The sequence below is a fragment of the Nonomuraea sp. WAC 01424 genome, from assembly GCF_003947315.1.
In the GTDB taxonomy this organism is placed as follows: domain Bacteria; phylum Actinomycetota; class Actinomycetes; order Streptosporangiales; family Streptosporangiaceae; genus Nonomuraea; species Nonomuraea spiralis.
Genome location: NZ_QHHZ01000003.1, coordinates 208,207 through 222,618 on the forward strand (window position 1 = coordinate 208,207; position 14,412 = coordinate 222,618).

A 14,412-nucleotide genomic window follows, 5' to 3' on the forward strand; every position below is an offset into this window, starting at 1 on the left:
GCGATCCATCGACGCGTACGGGGAGTCAGTGGACGGGGAGCACGTCCACGCCGTGGTCCGACTCGGGGCGCGGCCCGAAGATACGGCGGTCGCCGGCCGAGATGGGGACGTCGTCGATGCTGGCCTCCCTGCGCCGCATCAGCCCCGACTCGTCGAACTCCCACTGCTCGTTGCCGTAGCTGCGCCACCATTGCCCGGCGGCGTCGCGGGACTCGTACTGGAAGCGGACGGCGATGCGGTCGCCGGTGAACGCCCAGAGCTCCTTGCGCAGGGCGTAGTCCAGCTCGCGGTCCCACTTGCGGCGCAGGAAGGCGGCGATCTCGGCGCGGCCCGTGACGAACTCGCCGCGGTTGCGCCACACCGAGTCCTCGGTGTACGCGAGCGCGACGCGGTCGGGGTCGCGGGTGTTCCAGGCGTCCTCGGCGGCCTGGACCTTGATCCGGGCGGTCTCCTCGGTGAACGGCGGAACGGGCGGGCGTGTCATGCGATGTCCTCTCATGTCGAGAGAACGGGCGTTCTCCCGGGCTGTGCGCTAGCGTAGAGAACGAGCGTTCTCCGCGGCAAGCATCTGGAGGAGTGTCATGGATCACGAGCAGCGGTTGCTGGACGCCGCGGGCGACCTCTTCTACCGCCGCGGCGTGCAGGCGGTCGGCATGGACGAGATCAGGGCCGCGTCGGGCGTCTCGCTGAAACGGCTCTACCAGTGCTTCCCGTCGAAGGAGGCCCTGGTCGAGGCGTACCTGCGGCGGCGGGACGAGCTCTGGATGGGCTCGCTCACCGCGTACGTGGCCGACGACGGCGACGGCATCCCCTCGGTGTTCCGCTGGCTGGAGCGCTGGTTCACCGAGGACGACTTCCGGGGCTGCGGGTTCGCCAACGCCTTCGCCGAACTGGGCGCCGGTTCGGCCGTGGTGCGTACGGCGGTGCGCGAGCACAAGGAGCGCCTGCGCGCCTACCTGCGCTCGCTCTCGGAGGAGGCCGGCGCGGAGGATCCCGGCCTGCTCGCCGAGCAGTTGCTCACCCTGATCGACGGCGCCACCGTCACCGCGATGATCTCCGAGGACCCGGGCGCGGCCCGGTCGGCCGCCCACGCCGCCACCGCCCTGGTCGGCCAGCACACGAAACCTCCCACCCCCTGAGCCGCTCCCGCACACGAAAAAGCGCACCCCCAAGGTGGGAGTGCGCTCTTTCGGAGTGCGATCAGGCGGCGTAGGACGGGTACCCGTAGCCGACGACCTGCGACGTCGGGCGGACTCGCTCCTCGACCTTGCCGTTGCCGGTGTTGCCCTCGATCGTGGAGATCGTGCCGTCGCCGTTGTTCTTGACGACGAAGCCGACGTGCTGGATGGCGCTCAGGTCCTTGCTGCCACCCCAGGAGAAGAAGACCACGGCGCCGGGCTTGGCCTCGGTGCCCCAGCGGTCGTTGGCGGCGAACCACTTGGCGTGGGCGACGGTGTAGGCGTCCCAGCCGATCTGCGGGGTGGCGCCGGTCTGGTTGCCGACCCAGGAGACGAACATCGAGCACCAGGCGGCGTTGACGTAGGCCTGGCGGTTGCCGCCGTCACGGGCGACGGTCTCGCCGGCGCGCTGCGAGGAGGCGTACCACTTCTGGAACTTGGTGCCGCCGCCGTTGGCGTCCTCGGTGGTGCCGACCTGGGCCTTGGCGGTGGCCAGGACCTGGGCGGCGGTGACGTTGACCTTGCCCTTGGCGCTCTCGTCGCTCACCTTGGCGACGTACGGGCGGGCGGCGGTCCCGGCGGTCCCCGCGGCGGTGGTGCCGGCGGCGGCCTGCGAGGCGGTGTCGGCGTTCACTGCGGCGTGCGTGCCGAGCACGCCGGCGACGGCGGTCGCGCCGAGGTCGAGCTTGGCGAGGTCGAGCTTGAAGGCACGGTGAAGACGGTGCTTGGCCATGAGGGATTACTCCTTGTGCTTCCGTGCCGCTTACCGGGTTAGCTGACGGGTTCGGGCGGGAAGCTGCCCTACGGCACAGCAGTGCCGATTCACCCCGATGGACACATGGGTCCCCGGTTCCGCACACAGGCGGATTCAGCGGTCTCTGGTCAGGCAAAGGGCTGACGCACGTCTTCCCGGGCCCAGGAAAGGGCCTGAAGGTATATCTGCGACGCCCGGACGCGGATTGCCCGCGCCGACTCTGTACAACATGGGGCCTGCCTGGGTAATTCCCGGGCAATGTCATCCCTACCTGGGACGACTCCCCGCTTGGGTGTGTACAACCAACGTACCCGGCGAGTAATTCCAGGGCAAACGCGGGCAATTATTTCGGCAGTCGGCAAGAGAAACGCTGCTCGCCGAATGTCAGGCCACGTGCGCCTTTATGGCGACGCTGGTGAGGGCGAGCAGCAATTCCAGATCCGGCTCGGCGTCGACCTGCACGGCGACCCAGGCGCGGTCGCGGCAGGCATGGATCTGATCGCACGCATGGAGATAGGGCTCCAGGCGTCCGATGGCGGGTGCGGTGAGGCGTACGTGGATCTCGTCCCGGCCGGCCAGGCGCAGGATCTCGGTTCCGCGTACGGTGAAGGCGACCTGTTGCCCGGTGCCGCTGAGAGCCAGCGACGGCCAGGACCGTAACTCCGCGACCGCGCGGGCCACATAGGGTCCGCGGCGCGTAGGCGTCCGCCGCCAGGCGGAGATTCCTGCCACGATCCAATGCTGGGCCACGGCTCACCCCGCCGTCAGCCCCCGTTCCTGAACCGTTATCCCCCTGTGAACGGGCGTATCCGGGCCCTGACCGGCACGGTTACGGACACCTGACCGATACGTATTGACGCTCCCGCAGGCAGAAGCTACCGTCGATTCACAACTTAAAGGAAACTTTCCTAATAGTTTCCCCAGAAGTCTCCCATCCCACTCCCCACACACCCCCCAACGGATGTCGGAGCGACATGAAACACACCATTCTGAGCAAGGTCCTGGCGGGAATGGCGGCACTTGCCCTGCCCCTCACCGCGGCCGTGGCCGCCCCACCGATCGCCTCCGCCAGTACGGTGGCCTTCGCGGCGGCCTGGGCGCCGTGGACGGCCTACACCGCCGGCACGGTCGTCACCTACAACGGTGTCGACTACGTCTGTCTCCAGGCACACACCTCCCAGCCCGGCTGGGAGCCGCCGAACGTGGCGGCGCTGTGGAAGGTCTCCGGTGGCGGCGGCGGTGACACGACCGCGCCGTCCGTGCCGGGCAACCTGCGTTCGACCGGCGTCACGAACAACAGCGTGGCCCTGGCCTGGGACGCCTCCACCGACAACGTCGCCGTCACCGGCTACGAGGTCTACCGGGGCGGCACTCTGGTCACCACCGTCACGGGCACCACGTACAGCGACACGGGCCTGACGGCGAACACGGCCTACAACTACACCGTGCGCGCGCGGGACGCGGCCGGCAACCGCTCGGCCAACAGCAACCAGATCACCGCGACCACCACGGGCGGAGGCGGCGGCGACGACAAGACCCCGCCCTCGGTCCCCGGCAACCTGCGCTCGACCGGCGTCAGCAACAGCACCGTCTCGCTGACCTGGGACGCCTCCACCGACAACGTGGCCGTCACCGGCTACGAGATCTACCGGGGCGGCAACCTCGTCACCACCGTCACAGGCACCTCGCACACCGACACCGGTCTCAGCGCCAACACCTCCTACAACTACACCGTGCGCGCGCGGGACGCGGCCGGCAACCGCTCCGCCGACAGCAACCAGATCACCGCGACCACCACCGGTGGCGGCGGTGGCGGCGGTAACAAGGTGCTGGGCTACTTCGTCCAGTGGGGCATCTACCAGCGCGGCTACCACGTGAAGAACATCGACACCAGTGGCTCCGCGGCCAAGATGACGCACATCAACTACGCGTTCGGCAACGTGCAGAACGGCCAGTGCACGATCGGCGACAGCTACGCCGACTACGACCGCTTCTACCAGGCGGGCGAGAGCGTGGACGGCGTCGCCGACACCTGGGACAACGGCGCGCTGCGCGGCAACTTCAACCAGCTGCGCAAGCTCAAGAAGAAGTACCCGAACCTGAAGGTGCTCTTCTCCTTCGGCGGCTGGACCTGGTCCGGCGGCTTCGGCCAGGCGGCCCAGAACCCGACGGCCTTCGCCGACTCCTGCTACAAGCTGGTGGAGGACCCCCGCTGGGCCGACGTCTTCGACGGCATCGACATCGACTGGGAGTACCCGAACGCCTGCGGCCTGACCTGTGACACCAGCGGCGCGGCGGCGTTCAAGAACGTCATGTCCGCGCTGCGCTCGCGCTTCGGCTCGAACAACCTGGTCACCGCGGCCATCACCGCCGACGGCAACGACGGCGGCAAGATCGACGCAGCCGACTACGGCGGCGCCGCCCAGTACGTCGACTGGTACAACGTCATGACGTACGACTTCTTCGGCGGATGGGACGCGAAGGGCCCGACCGCCCCGCACTCGCCGCTCACCACCTGGGACAGGATCCCGATTCCCGGCTTCTACACCGACAACGCCATCCAGAAGCTCAAGAGCAAGGGCGTCCCGGGCGCCAAGCTGCTGCTCGGCATCGGCTTCTACGGCCGCGGCTGGACCGGCGTGACCCAGGCCGCGCCCGGCGGCACGGCGACGGGCCCGGCGCCCGGCACGTACGAGCAGGGCATCGAGGACTACAAGGTCATCAAGACCCGCTGCCCGTCCAACGGCACGGTCGCGGGCACGGCCTACGCCTACTGCGGCAACCAGTGGTGGAGCTACGACACGCCGAGCACGATCGGCGGCAAGATGAGCTACACGAAGAACCAGGGCCTCGGCGGCGCGTTCTTCTGGGAGCTCAGCGGTGACACCACCAACGCCGAACTCCTCACGGCCATGAAGAACGGCCTCGGATAAGTTCGCACCTCAGGGCCGGTCCCGGTTTCGGGACCGGCCCTTCGCCGTGTCCGGCGTGCCGCAGGACGGAACGCCAACTCTCTGGGAGAAGCTGGTCACCGGGGGTGAACGACGATTCTCTGGGGTGGCGGGCTCAAACAGCCCTTGTTCTCGACGCCGGTGTTCGTGGTCTTTCTGATCGGCATCACGGCGCTGGTGGTCGGGCTGGACAAGTTCACCGGCGGGGGCGCGGAGCTCGTACCGGTGCTGATCTTCCTGCCCGCGATCGTGTCGGGGCTCGGCACGGTGTGGCAGACGGCGATCGCGTCGTTGTGGGTGTTGCTGGTGGTGTCGGGCTCGGTCGCCTATCTGGGCGGCAACCTGCGCACGAACCTGGAGGTCTCCGGCTTCACCGCGGCGTTCGGGCTGATGAGCGTGGTCGGCGCGAGCTACCGGATCCAGCGCGAGGAGTAGGTGCGCCGGTTGCGGTCGGCGGCCGCGGCGCTGCAGCGCCAGCTCGTCAGGCCGCTGCCGCTGCGCTCGCTCGACGTGGTCGTGGACGGCCTCTACCAGCCCATCGAGGAGGACACGATGGTGGGCGGCGACATGTACGAGGTGGCGCCGTCGCCGCACGGGACCCGGGTGATGATCGCGGACGTGCAGGGCAAGGGGCTGCCCGCGATCGGCGCCGCACTGGCCGTGCTGGGCGCCTTCAGGGAGGCGGCCTACCGCGAGACCACCCTCATGGGCGTGGCCGACGCCCTGGAGGACGCGGTGATCAGGCACAACAGGTTCGCCGCGCACACCGGCGAGCGCGAACGCTTCGTCACCGCGCTTCTGCTGGACATCGGCCCGGAGCTGGAGGTGGACGCGGTCAACTGCGGGCACATCGCGCCGTACCTCATCCACGGCGGGAACGCCGGGCTGGCCTGGCTCGGCGAGCCCGAGGTGCCGCTCGGCCTGGCCGCGCTGACGGGCGCGCCGCGCCACGGCGCGCGCTTCGCCTTCCCGGCGGGCGCCTCGCTCCTGCTGTGCACCGACGGCGTCACCGAGGCCCGCAACCGGGAGGGCGAGTTCTACCCGCTGGAGCGGCGGCTGCGCGCCTGGGCCCGCGACCCGCCGGCCAGGACCGTCGAGGCCCTGGCCGCGGACCTGACCGCCTTCACCGACGGCGCCCAGCTCGACGACATCGCCGTGCTCATCATGCGCAGGACGGGCTCATGAGCGCCGCTGGTGCCCGAACCTGACCGGCTCGGGGCCCAGCACGCGTACGGCGGGGTCGGGCAGCGCCCGCTCGTCGGAGTCCAGCTCGGCGGCCGGGTCGACGACCGGCTCGGCCTCGCCCGCCTCGACCGTCCGGCGTATCAGGCGTTCGCGCAGCTCCGCGGCCACCTGGGCGTGCGAGCGCAGCCCGGCCAGGTTGACCAGTTCGTGGGGGTCGCTGTGCAGGTCGTACAGGGCCTGCTCGCGGTAGCGGGTGGCGGCGGGGGTGTCCCACGGGTCGGCGTCCGGCGCGACGACGTAGTACTTCCACCGGTCCGTACGGATGCCGCGGCCTACCTCCGACTCGCTCACCTGGAAGAACACCTCCTCCGGCCAGGGCGCGCGGGAGTCGGCCAGCAGCGGCAGGAACGAGCGGCCCTGCATCTCGCCGGGCACCGGCAGCCCGGCCGCCGCCAGCAGTGTGGGCGGCAGGTCGAGGGTGCTGACCGGGCGGGAGATCGCGCCGCCGCCGTCGAAGCCGGGGCCGCGCAGCGCCAGCGGCACCCGCAGGGACGCGTCGTGGCAGGAACGTTTGTACTCGTCGTTCCTGGTCCTGAAGTGGCTGCCGTGGTCGGAGGTGTAGGCCACGATCGTGTCGTCGAGCAGGTCCATGCTGCGCAGGGCGTCGAGCAGCCGGCCCAGGCCCTGGTCCAGCCGTTTGACCTGGCCCAGGTAGCCGCCCAGGTGGCGGGCCGAGGTGCCGCCGAGCGCGGCCAGGTCGGCGGGCAGCCAGCGGCCCTGGTAACGCTCCTCGTAGCCGTCGGGGGCCGGGTGGTTGTCGACCTCGTTCTGGTGGTGGGGCTCCAGGAACGACAGGAACAGGTAGAAGGGCTCGGCGTGGTGGTCGGCGACGAACCTGACGGCGGCGTCCACCAGCGCGTCGGAGCGGTAGCCGGGCAGGAACACCGGCTCGGCCGCGTCGTCGTAGACGATCGTGCGGTAGGCGTCGGAGGTGAACTCCAGCGTGTTGGCCGCCAGCCAGGTGCCGTAGCCGCCGCGCTGCCCGGCCGGTACGGGGTCGCCGTCCGCCAGGTGCCACTTGCCGATGTAGCCGGTGGCGTACCCGGCCGCGCCGAAGTGGTGGGCGAGCGTGCGCTGCCCTTCGGGAAGGGTGAGCCCGTTGCGGTGCACGCCCACGGACGTGGGATAACGCCCGGTCTGGAGGGCGGCGCGAGCCGGGGCGCACACCGGCTGCGGGGTGAGCGCCACCGTGGCCTGCGTGCCGTGCCTGGCCATCCGGTCGAGGTTCGGGGTGAGCGGGCCGACGGTGTCCCACCGCTGCTGGTCGGTGAGGACGACGATCACGTTCGGGCGCAAGCGTGGGCTCCTGTCGAAGGCCGGTCAGCGCTGACGGCGTGCTGTCGATCGGTGCTGTTAATCGATTAACACGCGGGTGGAGGCACCGTACCTCCATGATCGGCCGGGGGCAACCATCGGACTCCGTGGCCCCTTCGCGAATTATTAAGAAAGTTTCCTAATAGAGAGCATTGACGACCCTGGTCAGCAGACTTAGGTTCCGATCAACCCCCCAGTCATGCCCCATCGGAGGTGGCCCTTGAAGCCTTCACGTTTACGCGCGGCGCTCGCCGCGTGCGGCACCTCGCTGCTCCTCATCGCCGGAGCCCTGGCCGGTACGGCCAGCGCCGCGACCGACAACGCCGCCTGCCGCCCGGACGGCCTCTACCAGACCCCCGGCGTGGACGTCCCCTACTGCCTGAACTACGACGAGGACGGCCGCGAGAAGATGGGGGCCGACCACCCCCGCCGCATCATCGGCTACTTCACGAGCTGGCGCACCGGCAAGAACGGCCAGCCCGCCTACCTGGCCTCCAACATCCCGTGGGGCAAGGTCACCCACATCAACTACGCCTTCGCGCACGTCGACGGCTCCAACAAGATCGCCGTCGACGACACCGCCACCGGGATGGAGTGGCCGGGCGTCGCGGGCGCCGAGATGGACCCGGCCTACTCCTACAAGGGCCACTTCAACCTGCTGAACAAGTACAAGAAGCAGAACCCCGGCACCAAGACGCTGGTGTCGGTGGGCGGCTGGGCCGAGACCGGCGGCTACTTCGACGCCACCGGCAAGCGCGTGGCCTCTGGCGGCTTCTACTCCATGACCACCAACGCCGACGGCTCGGTCAACCAGGCCGGCATCGGCACGTTCGCCGACTCGGTCGTCGCGTTCGTCCGCGCGTACGGGTTCAACGGCGTGGACATCGACTACGAGTACCCGACCTCGATGAAGGACGCCGGGAACCCGCTCGACTGGACCCTCGCCAACGCCCGCAGGTCGAGCCTCATGAAGGGCTACGCGGCCCTGATGAAGACGCTGCGCCAGAAGCTGGACACCGCGGCCGCCGCCGACGGCAAGTACTACATGCTGACCGTCGCCGCCCCCGCCTCCGGCTACCTGCTGCGCGGCATGGAGACGTTCCAGGTCACCCAGTACCTGGACTACGTGAACATCATGTCGTACGACCTGCACGGCGCCTGGAACGAGTTCGTCGGCCCCAACGCCGCCCTGTACGACGACGGCAAGGACGCCGAGCTGGCCAAGTGGGGCGTCTACACCGCCGCGCAGTACGGCGGCCTCGGCTACCTCAACACCGACTGGGCCTACCACTACTTCCGCGGCGCGATGCCGGCCGGCCGGATCAACGTCGGCGTGCCGTACTACACACGCGGCTGGAAGAACGTCAACGGCGGCGTGAACGGCCTGTGGGGCACCTCCAACGGCCCGAGCGGAAGCTGCCCGCAGGGCCTGACCACCTGCGGCGACGGCGCCCGCGGCATCGACAACCTGTGGCACGACGAGGAGAACGGCAAGGAGGTCGGCGCCGGCTCCAACCCCATGTGGCACGCCATGAACCTGGCCAAGGGCATCTCCGGCTCCTACGGCCCCGCCTACGGCCTGGACCCGGCGAACGACCCCGAGGACCGGCTGACCGGCACCTACACCCGCAACTACAACACCACCCTGACCGCGCCCTGGTTGTGGAACGCCACCAAGAAGGTGTTCCTGTCCACCGAGGACGACCAGTCGCTCGGCGCCAAGGCCGACTACGTCAAGAACCAGGGCATCGGCGGCGTGATGATCTGGGAGCTGGCCGGCGACTACGCCTGGGACGCGGCCAAGGGCGAGTACTTCATGGGCCAGACCCTGACGAGCCTGCTCTACGACAAGCTCAGGACGGCGACCCCGTACGGCGCGGCCAAGGCCAAGGTGGCCGTCCCGGCCGAGAAGCTGGACGTCACGATCGAGGCCACCGGCTTCCCCGCCGGTGACAGCAACTACCCGATCAACCCCAAGCTCGTCATCACCAACAAGACCCAGACCGCCATCCCGGGCGGCGCCGAGTTCCAGTGGGACTACGCGACCTCGGCGCCGAACAACGCCAAGGACCAGTCGGGCTTCGGCCTGCGGGTGATCAGCAGCGAGCACACCGGCAACAACATCGGCGGGCTCAAGGGCGACTTCCACCGGGTGTCGGTGAAGCTGCCCACCTGGCAGTCGCTCGCCCCCGGGGCGTCGGTGACCCTCGACTACGTCTACTACCTGCCCGTCCCCGGCCAGGCGAACTACACCCTGACCTTCGGCGGCCGGACGTACGGGCTGGCGCAGGACCTGGCGCGCGGCGGCGTCACGCCGAGCCCGAGCCCGACGCCGACCGTCACCCCGACCGGCGGCGCCTGCACCGCGCCCGCCTGGAGCGCGACGGCCGTCTACACCGGCGGCCAGCGCGTCTCGCACAAGGGCCACACGTGGGAGGCCAAGTGGTGGACGCAGGGCCAGGAGCCCGGCACCACCGGCGAGTGGGGCGTCTGGAAGGACGCCGGCGCCTGCTGACCGGCGCCGCCCGCGGGCGGGCGGGACGGCCCGCGTCACGCCCGCTTCGGCGAGGTCAGGTACGTACGACCTGGGGCAGCCTCTTGCGACGTGACGGCGGGCTACGGAAGGATCGCCAGATCGAGCCCCACCGGTGTCCGTAATCCCATGCGTATACCGACGGCCCGCACCCCCCAGCGTTCACGCATGACGACATGGAGAGGCTGTCGTGCAACCACAGGAGAACATCGAGCAGTTCGGCTACCGACAGGAATTACGCCGTGGGGTCGGGCTCACCGATCTCGTGTTCTACGGCCTGATCTTCATGGTGCCGATCGCGCCCTTCGCGATCTTCGGTCCGGTCTACTCGGCGTCGGGCGGCATGCCGGTCCTGGCGTACCTGGTGGGCATGGTCGCGATGTTGTTCACCGCCGCGTCGTACACGCAGATGCTCAAGGCGTTCCCCTTGTCGGGGTCGGTCTACAACTACGCGGGCCGCGGCATCGCCCCGCCGGTCGGCTTCATGACCGGGTGGGCGATCCTGCTCGACTACCTCCTCGTGCCGAGCCTGCTCTACCTCGTCGCCTCGGTCGCCATGCACAACACCCTGCCGCAGGTGCCCGTATGGGGGTGGATCGTCGTCTTCGTGGCCGTCAACACGCTGATCAACCTGCGTGGCATCCGGATGACGATGTCCCTCACCAAGGTGCTGATCACCTGTGAGCTGGTCGTGCTCGGCCTGTTCGTGCTGGCCGGGGTCTGGGCGCTGCTCCAGGGCAGGGGGCACGGGTTCAGCCTCTCTCCGCTGTTCAACCCGGACACCTTCTCCTGGCCGGTGATCTTCGCCGCGGTCTCCGTCGCGGTGCTGTCCTTCCTGGGCTTCGACGGCATCAGCATGCTCGTCGAGGAGTCGTCCGGCGGCTCGGCCCAGGTGGGCAAGGCCATGCGGCTCGCGCTGTTCCTGGCCGGCCTGCTGTTCATCGTCCAGGTCTGGGTCGCGGCCCTGGTCGTGCCCGACCCGGCGGGTGTGCTGGCCAACGGCTCCGAGACCGCCTTCTACGACGCCGCCGCCGCGGCCGGCGGCGAGTGGCTGCGGCACGTCACCTCGACCGCCACCGCGATCTCCTGGGGCCTGGCCGACACGCTGGTCGCCCAGGTCGCCGTCTCCCGCCTGCTGTACGCGATGGCCCGCGACCGGCAACTGCCCTCCTTCCTCGCCAAGGTCTCGGTCAAGCACTCCGTGCCGGCCAACGCCATCCTGCTCGTCTCGGCCCTGTCCGTCAGCCTCGGCGTGTGGATGGCCAACCGCGAGGACGGCATCGGCCTGCTGGGCAGCCTGGTCAACATGGGCGGCCTGATCGCGTTCGTCATCCTGCACCTGTCGGTGATCGTGCACTACACCGTCCGCCGGCGCTCCACCGACATCTGGTCGCATCTGCTGGCGCCGCTGATCGGCATGGCGATCCTGATCTTCGTGATCATCAACGCCAACATCATGGCGCAGCGGGTGGGCCTGATCTGGCTGGCCATCGGCGCCGTCGTCCTCGGCATCCTGTACGCACTCGGCCGCCGGCCCGTACTGGGCGGCGAGCCTGCGGCCGACGTGACAGTCAGCCGAGCGACGTGACCCGGGCGCCACTGCACCACGAGCTGTTCCTCATCGGCCACGACCAGACCGGCAAGCCCCTGGTGCACCAGCACTCGATGGCGGTCGGGCTGGTCGGGGCCGTGCTGCTCGACCTGGCCCTGAGCGAGCGCGTCACGGTCGGGCAGGGCCGGATCTCCGTCGCCGACCCCACCCCGGTCGGCGACCCGGTCGTCGACTCCCTCGTGCCGATGCTGGCCCGCGACCGGGCCGAGCGGGACGCCAAGTTCTGGATCAAGAAGCTGGCCGAGGACGCCTACGACCGCACCCGCCAGAGCCTGGTCGCCTCGAACGTGCTCGTCATGGTGACCAGGCGGCGCATGGGCATGTTGCCGTACACGCGCTACCAGCTCGCCGACATCGCCTCGGTCGTGCGCGCCTCGGCCGGGGTGCGCTCGGCGGTGGAGGGGTGGAAGCAGCCCGACGGGCGCGGCGCGGCGCTGTGCGGGCTGGTGGCGGCGCTGCGGCTGGAGGCCGAGCTCTACCTCGACCAGCCCTCGGCCCGGCTCATCGAACGCCTCCGCGAGATCGCGGTCACCCACTCCCCCGTCGTCAAGGACGTCGTGAAGCTGATCGACGACATGCTCGGCGAGGCCGCGGTCGCGGTCTTCCGCTGACCCCGGCCCGCCGGCCCGCACACCGGCGAGGCCGCGTTACCGGCGGGTCCGCGTTCAGGCGAACAGCTCGCGGATCTGGCCGACGACCTCCACGATCACCGACACCTCGGCCGCCCGCGCCGACAACCGCTTCAGCGCGTCCATGACCCGGGAACGGTCGGGATCGGCCTGCTCGATCTCCTGCCGCACGTCGGCGACGTCCCGGCGGGCGCGTGCCGGCTCGGTCACGTCCGACTCGTGCTCGGCGAGCAGGCGTTCCAGCCGGTCGAGGAGCCGGGCCGCCTCGCCGGGGGACGTGCCGCCCAGGTTGTTGACCGTGGCGCGGGAGTGGGGCCCCACCGCGATCGGGCCGCTGACCTCGCCGCCGCTGATGTGCACGCCGTACCGGCTGTCCATGGGGGTCTCCTCGTTCGTCACGTGCCCGGCCTTCCCAGGTTGTTGACCGTCGCCGACGCCTGCTGCCCGAACGCCACCGGGCCGCTGACCGTGGCGCCGCCGCTCACGGACAGCGTGTTCATGGTCACGCTCGCCGCCTGCAACCGGTACGCGCCGGTCTCCACGCCCCGGTCCTCCAGGAAGTCGAGGACCGCCTCGGTGAGCCGCTGCTCGATCATCCGCACGTACTTGGAGACGTCGAGCACCTGGATGTGGGTCTGCAGGTCGTCGCTCGCGCCCAGCTCCCGGACGCTGAAGCGGGCGCCGTAGGGATAGACGATGTGCTTGCGCGGGTCGGGGACCAGCATGTTCTGGCGGACGGCCTGCATGCCCGCGCGCGCCAGGCGGGCCGGCGCGGCCAGCACGTCGCGCAGCAGCCGCAGCTTCAGCGACCTGACCGCCTCCCAGGCGATCCGGCCGCCGGTCATCGTGGGCAACCGGTCCACCACGTGGTACGGACCGAGGGCGGGCGGGAGCACGGTGACCACGAACTGGGTGTAGAGCATCCGGCCCTCGACGGCCAGGTAGATGAAGGCGGAGGTCAGCGCCTCCTGGTCCTCGGCAGGCGCGACGAGCTCGCCGTTGCGGTCGCGGATCTCCTGGCCCGCGTTGTTGATCGTGACCCGCTGGTAGTAGCGCACGCCGCCCTGGGGATGGCGGGCGATGGCCTCGATCTCCTCCTGCGTGGCGTGGGATCTGGGCAGGCCGTTCTTGCCGATCAGCGGGTGGGGCACCTGGACGCCGCCCTGGTGCCAGTCGGCCACGGTGAAGACGCCCCTGGTGACGACGTGGTCGCCGATGTCGAGGCGCTGGATGCCCTCGTTCGGGCGCAGCACGCGGTCGCGCATGTCCTTGAGCCGCTCGCGGACGAAGGCGTGCAGCTCGACGGGGTCGACGTCGACCGGGTCGTCCTGGCGGCGCGGCGGGCCCTCGCGGCCGCGTACGCGGTCGAGCTCGACGGCGATCGACCAGCTCCGGACGATGGAACCGGCGCCCATGAAGGCGTCCTCGTTGGCGTACATGGTGACGTTGCCCCACTGGGCGCTGCGCACGTAGTCGACGCGGTGGGCCGTCTTGGGGTTGGCCGCCCTGGTGACCGCCGCGGGCGCGCCCGGCCGCAGCGTGCCGGCCAGCGTCATGTACGTCGCGATCCGGTAGACCAGCGCCACCCCCAGCGTGATGAAGGGCACGAACATCGCCAGCGCCAGCGCGCCCACGCCCAGACTCAGGATCTCGGCGGGGCCGTAGGAGGGGCCGTCGCCGAAGAACGAGGGGCCGGACAGCGCGTTGGCCCACATGGCCCACAGCCCGCTGGAGAGCAGCGCGAGCAGCAGGAAGAGGGCCATGTTCCCGGCCCAGAACCAGATCAGGGCGCGCAGCGCCACCGATCCGCGCCGGACCTGCGCGGAGGTCAGCAGCACGAGCGGGACGAGCATCGCCACCCACGCGATCGTGCTCAGCGGGGAGACCATGAACCCGATGAGGAAGAACACGGTGATGAGCGCGTCGCGGACCACGAGCATCGAGCGCGAACGCCGGCAGTGGTGGACGACCGGGACCAGGTCGAAGCCGCCGTAGGACGGGGGGACCGCGCGGTAGGGATCGAACATCAGCTCCGCCAGGACGCGGTCGCGGAACCCGCTGTCCAGGTAGGCGGCGGCGCTGAGGTAGCGCGTGACGTTGCTCATGCGCGGGACGCCCGTGCCGGCCGCCGTGTCACGCGTCGAGCCGGCGGCGCCGGGGCTGTCGACGGCCATGACCCTCCTTCGTCGGTGATTG

At 70.1% G+C, this 14,412-nt stretch carries 13 protein-coding genes and 1 riboswitch; of the genes, 7 read left to right on the forward strand and 6 right to left on the reverse strand.

The window, feature by feature from the left end:
* Positions 1-25: 25 nt before the first annotated feature.
* Complete coding sequence (locus DMB42_RS10300; RefSeq protein ID WP_125633079.1) at positions 26-484, reverse strand: nuclear transport factor 2 family protein; 459 nt, start codon at positions 482-484, stop codon at positions 26-28.
* Between the two features lie 97 nt (positions 485-581).
* On the opposite strand from DMB42_RS10300, the gene DMB42_RS10305 reads away from it, so the two are divergent.
* Entirely contained in the window at positions 582-1,139 is a 558-nt protein-coding gene (locus DMB42_RS10305; protein ID WP_125633081.1) for a TetR/AcrR family transcriptional regulator, read from the forward strand.
* 61 nt (positions 1,140-1,200) lie between these two features.
* Here DMB42_RS10305 and DMB42_RS10310 read toward each other — a convergent pair whose 3' ends face one another.
* Positions 1,201-1,911, reverse strand: coding sequence for a CHAP domain-containing protein (locus DMB42_RS10310; RefSeq protein ID WP_125633083.1), 711 nt, complete (start codon positions 1,909-1,911; stop codon positions 1,201-1,203).
* 13 nt (positions 1,912-1,924) lie between these two features.
* Positions 1,925-2,062, reverse strand: a riboswitch (cyclic di-AMP (ydaO/yuaA leader).
* 254 nt (positions 2,063-2,316) lie between these two features.
* Positions 2,317-2,664 (reverse strand): luciferase family protein, encoded by a 348-nt coding sequence (locus DMB42_RS10315; protein WP_125633085.1) that lies wholly within the window; start codon positions 2,662-2,664, stop codon positions 2,317-2,319.
* A gap of 242 nt (positions 2,665-2,906) precedes the next feature.
* Here DMB42_RS10315 and DMB42_RS10320 point away from each other — a divergent pair, with 242 nt between their 5' ends.
* The 3 genes from DMB42_RS10320 to DMB42_RS10330 all read left to right on the forward strand — a co-directional run bounded on the left by DMB42_RS10320 (position 2,907) and on the right by DMB42_RS10330 (position 6,068).
* Positions 2,907-4,865 carry a glycosyl hydrolase family 18 protein gene (locus DMB42_RS10320; protein ID WP_125633087.1) on the forward strand — a complete coding sequence of 653 codons (1,959 nt, stop codon included), beginning with the start codon at positions 2,907-2,909 and terminating at the stop codon, positions 4,863-4,865.
* A 159-nt stretch (positions 4,866-5,024) separates the two neighbouring features.
* Positions 5,025-5,318: a hypothetical protein gene (locus tag DMB42_RS10325; RefSeq protein WP_125633089.1), complete on the forward strand. Its 294-nt coding sequence runs from the start codon at positions 5,025-5,027 to the stop codon at positions 5,316-5,318.
* Positions 5,319-6,068 carry a PP2C family protein-serine/threonine phosphatase gene (locus DMB42_RS10330; protein WP_125633091.1) on the forward strand — a complete coding sequence of 250 codons (750 nt, stop codon included), beginning with the start codon at positions 5,319-5,321 and terminating at the stop codon, positions 6,066-6,068.
* On the opposite strand, the gene DMB42_RS10335 is transcribed toward DMB42_RS10330, so the two are convergent.
* The gene (locus DMB42_RS10335; RefSeq protein ID WP_185844572.1) at positions 6,063-7,424 is read right to left on the reverse strand and encodes a sulfatase-like hydrolase/transferase; all 1,362 of its coding nucleotides are present in this window, start codon (positions 7,422-7,424) and stop codon (positions 6,063-6,065) included. The genes DMB42_RS10330 and DMB42_RS10335 overlap by 6 nt on opposite strands.
* A 238-nt stretch (positions 7,425-7,662) precedes the next feature.
* Here DMB42_RS10335 and DMB42_RS10340 point away from each other — a divergent pair, with 238 nt between their 5' ends.
* The 3 genes from DMB42_RS10340 to DMB42_RS10350 all read left to right on the forward strand — a co-directional run bounded on the left by DMB42_RS10340 (position 7,663) and on the right by DMB42_RS10350 (position 12,198).
* Entirely contained in the window at positions 7,663-9,957 is a 2,295-nt protein-coding gene (locus tag DMB42_RS10340) for a chitinase C-terminal domain-containing protein (RefSeq protein WP_312024722.1), read from the forward strand.
* Positions 9,958-10,165: 208 nt separating this feature from the next.
* Complete coding sequence (locus DMB42_RS10345; RefSeq protein WP_185844573.1) at positions 10,166-11,563, forward strand: APC family permease; 1,398 nt, start codon at positions 10,166-10,168, stop codon at positions 11,561-11,563.
* Positions 11,560-12,198, forward strand: coding sequence for a GPP34 family phosphoprotein (locus DMB42_RS10350; protein WP_185844574.1), 639 nt, complete (start codon positions 11,560-11,562; stop codon positions 12,196-12,198). The genes DMB42_RS10345 and DMB42_RS10350 overlap by 4 nt, the downstream gene beginning before the upstream one ends.
* A 54-nt stretch (positions 12,199-12,252) precedes the next feature.
* Here DMB42_RS10350 and DMB42_RS10355 read toward each other — a convergent pair whose 3' ends face one another.
* Positions 12,253-12,594 carry a hypothetical protein gene (locus DMB42_RS10355; protein WP_125633097.1) on the reverse strand — a complete coding sequence of 114 codons (342 nt, stop codon included), beginning with the start codon at positions 12,592-12,594 and terminating at the stop codon, positions 12,253-12,255.
* Between the two features lie 17 nt (positions 12,595-12,611).
* On the reverse strand, positions 12,612-14,390 hold the full coding sequence (locus tag DMB42_RS10360; protein ID WP_125633099.1) for a hypothetical protein: 1,779 nt from the start codon (positions 14,388-14,390) through the stop codon (positions 12,612-12,614).
* Between the last annotated feature and the right edge of the window lie 22 nt (positions 14,391-14,412).

Bases quoted from the DNA above. Each gene is read 5' to 3' on its own strand.
- DMB42_RS10300 (WP_125633079.1), bottom strand. From the start codon at position 484: ATGACACGCCCGCCCGTTCCGCCGTTCACCGAGGAGACCGCCCGGATC.
- DMB42_RS10305 (WP_125633081.1), top strand. From the start codon at position 582: ATGGATCACGAGCAGCGGTTGCTGGACGCCGCGGGCGACCTCTTCTAC.
- DMB42_RS10310 (WP_125633083.1), bottom strand. From the start codon at position 1,911: ATGGCCAAGCACCGTCTTCACCGTGCCTTCAAGCTCGACCTCGCCAAG.
- DMB42_RS10320 (WP_125633087.1), top strand. From the start codon at position 2,907: ATGAAACACACCATTCTGAGCAAGGTCCTGGCGGGAATGGCGGCACTT.
- DMB42_RS10355 (WP_125633097.1), bottom strand. From the start codon at position 12,594: ATGGACAGCCGGTACGGCGTGCACATCAGCGGCGGCGAGGTCAGCGGC.
- DMB42_RS10360 (WP_125633099.1), bottom strand. From the start codon at position 14,390: ATGGCCGTCGACAGCCCCGGCGCCGCCGGCTCGACGCGTGACACGGCG.